The sequence below is a fragment of the Brevundimonas sp. genome, from assembly GCF_016463485.1.
GTDB lineage: Bacteria > Pseudomonadota > Alphaproteobacteria > Caulobacterales > Caulobacteraceae > Brevundimonas.
Genome location: NZ_JAEMRD010000235.1, coordinates 1 through 2,777, shown reverse-complemented (window position 1 = coordinate 2,777; position 2,777 = coordinate 1). Strand labels below are relative to the sequence as shown.

The following is a 2,777-nucleotide window of genomic DNA, read 5'->3' as shown; positions in this document are numbered from 1 at the left end:
GCCCAGCCAAAGCCCTTGGCATAGGGCATGGAGATGGCGTTGCCGTCGTTGATCTGGCCGAACAGGAAGGCGTCGGTCGGGTCGATCACCAGACCGCAGAACACGCCGGGCATGGCGTTGCAGGCCAGCATCGAGCCCATGCCCGTGCCGCAACCCGTCACGACGAAATCGGCCGCGCCGGAATTCAGCAGGATACCGGTCAGCAGGCCGTTCATGACGTAGGTCAGCGAGGCCTTATCCTCGGCGGTGTACATACCGTAGTTGAACACCTGGTGGCCCAGGGGCTCGGCGACCGTGGTCAGGGCGTCGTGGATGACCGCGTTCTTGGCGGCCTGGCTGTTCTCGGTGATGAGAGCGATTTTCATGGGTGTTTCCTCGCGGGGTTGGACAGGAAGTGGGCGAAGAGCGAGGCCTCTGCAAGAGGTCCGGGCTGATCCCCGCCGTCTGGTTCTGCCTGTTGCATCTGCCTATGACACCGGTTACCTATACGCACAACCCGAATCCGGCCTGAAGTCCCTCGACAGGGCTGAGCTGGACCTGTGAACCAAGGTAGGAAGCCGACCATGACCACCCCCTTCGACCTGACCGGCAAGGTCGCCCTCGTCACCGGCGGCAACACGGGCCTGGGCCAGGGCATCGCGCTCGCCCTGGCTGACGCCGGGGCAGACATCGCCTCGGTCGCCCTGTCGGATTCGGACGACACCGTCGGCCAGGTCCTGGCCAAGGGCCGCAAGGCCGTCTCGCTGCAGGCCGATCTGACCTCGATCGAGCCGGTCGGCCGTATCGTCGAGGAAACCCTGGCCGCGTTTGGCCGGATCGACATCCTGGTCAACAACGCCGGCCTGATCCGCCGGGCCGACGCCGTCGACTTCACCGAGGCCGACTGGGACCTGGTGATGAACATCAACCTGAAGACGGTCTTCTTCATGAGCCAGGCGGTCGCCCGCCAGTTCATCAAACAGGGCGACGGCGGCAAGATCATCAACATCGCCTCCATGCTGTCCTTCCAGGGCGGCATCCGGGTGCCGTCCTACACGGCCTCCAAGTCGGGCGTAGCGGGCCTGACCAAGCTGATGGCCAACGAATGGGCCCCGCACGGCATCACCGCCAACGCCATCGCCCCCGGCTATTTCGCCACGGCCAACACCCAGGCCCTGCGAGAGGATCCCGTGCGTTCGGCCGAGATCCTGGGCCGCATCCCTGCCGGTCGCTGGGGCAAGCCGTCCGACCTCGGCGGCGCCGCCGTCTTCCTGGCCAGCGAGGCCTCGGACTATGTCCAGGGTGCCATCCTGCCCGTCGATGGTGGCTGGCAGGCGCGCTGATCCCGCGCTAGTTTCCGCCGCATGACCGGGTCCCCGAACGCTGCCGCAGGTGGCCGAATTCTCTGCTTTGGCGAGATGCTGCTGCGCCTCAATCCGCCCGAGGGTGAGGTGCTGATGCAGGGGCCGACCCTGACGGTGCGTCCCGGCGGGGCCGAGGCCAATGTCGCCGTCTCGCTGGCCCGCTACGGCGCGCAAACGGCGATGGCCACCGTCCTGCCCGACAACGGGCTTGGCCGGGGTGCCCGTGACGAGGTCCGCAAGCACGGCGTCGACACGTCCGGCATCGTCTTCAGGCCCGGCCGGATGGGCCTGTATTTCATGACGCCCGGCGCCGTCCGCCGTCCGGCCGACGTCCTCTACGACCGTGCCGGATCGGCCTTCGTCGAGCACGTCGATACCGCCTTCGACTGGCCGTCGCTGCTGGACGGGGTCGAATGGCTGCACGTTTCGGGCGTGACTCCGGCGGTCGGCCCGAACGGTACCCGTGCTGCCATCCAGGCCGTCGAGGCGGCTGAAAGGGCAGGGGTCAAGGTCTCGTTCGATGGCAATTTCCGCGGCAAGCTGTGGGGCGAGTGGGCCGGCGACCCGCCCGCGACGCTGGGCCGGATGCTGGCCACGGCCTCGATCGCCTTCGCCGACGAACGCGACTTCGCCCTGGTTCTGGGCCGCACCTTCGACGACCCCAACCCGCATCAGCGTCGTCGCCTGGCCGCCGCCGCCGCCTTCGAGGCCTTCCCGAAACTGGACCGCATCTGCTGCACCCTGCGGGTTCAGGACAGCGTCGCCGACCAGGCCCTGTCCGCCGTCATGCTGACCCGCGACGGCCAGGTGGACGCGGCGCCGATCCATATGGCCGGGGTCATCGACCGCGTCGGCGGCGGCGACGCCTTCGCCTCCGGCGTGCTGTTCGGTGTGTGGAGTGGCTGGCCGAACGAAGAATCCCTCGCCTTCGGCCTCGCCGCCGCCGGCTTGAAACACTCGGTCCACGGTGACTTCAACCTGTTCACCTCGGCCGACGTCCGCGCCGCGATGGACGCCGACGGTTTCGACATCAAGCGGTAGGGCAGTCCCGGTCCGGCCGGTGACGTTTCTCCTCCCCGTCGCGAAGCGATGGGGAGGTGGCGCGGCCCTTCTTCAGGGCCGTGACGGAGGGGGCGACGAGGTCTGACCGGTGGGGATTCTCGAAGCGATCGAGGTGCGTCCGGCGCCCCCAATTTTCAGCACCGAGTCGCCCCCTCCGTCAGCTCGCAAGAGGCTCGCTGCCACCTCCCCATCGCTGCGCGACAGGGAGGAGACGGCTGCTCCAGCACCTCCAACTTTCAAACTTCGAGCCACCAATCGCTTGCCCCGCAACGGATTGCAGATTTCTGACCCTCTCAAACCCGCCTAGGTATCCCACGCCGCTATACTGCCCTTCGTCCCGTCGCGGGGAAGGGCGCAAGGCCTTGCGATCTT

The 2,777-nt window shown here is 67.6% G+C and carries 3 protein-coding genes; 2 read left to right on the top strand and 1 reads right to left on the bottom strand.

Going from position 1 to position 2,777, the window contains the following annotated elements:
- Positions 1-365: RpiB/LacA/LacB family sugar-phosphate isomerase (locus JHC99_RS18355; protein ID WP_292156131.1), on the bottom strand; the 365-nt coding region annotated here is incomplete at its 3' end.
- A gap of 198 nt (positions 366-563) precedes the next feature.
- On the opposite strand from JHC99_RS18355, the gene kduD reads away from it, so the two are divergent.
- Positions 564-1,322 carry a 2-dehydro-3-deoxy-D-gluconate 5-dehydrogenase KduD gene (gene kduD / locus JHC99_RS18350; RefSeq protein ID WP_292156129.1) on the top strand — a complete coding sequence of 253 codons (759 nt, stop codon included), beginning with the start codon at positions 564-566 and terminating at the stop codon, positions 1,320-1,322.
- Between the two features lie 21 nt (positions 1,323-1,343).
- Positions 1,344-2,384: a sugar kinase gene (locus JHC99_RS18345; RefSeq protein ID WP_292156127.1), complete on the top strand. Its 1,041-nt coding sequence runs from the start codon at positions 1,344-1,346 to the stop codon at positions 2,382-2,384.
- Positions 2,385-2,777: the final 393 nt, after the last annotated feature.

Bases quoted from the DNA above. Each gene is read 5' to 3' on its own strand.
- kduD (WP_292156129.1), top strand. From the start codon at position 564: ATGACCACCCCCTTCGACCTGACCGGCAAGGTCGCCCTCGTCACCGGC.
- JHC99_RS18345 (WP_292156127.1), top strand. From the start codon at position 1,344: ATGACCGGGTCCCCGAACGCTGCCGCAGGTGGCCGAATTCTCTGCTTT.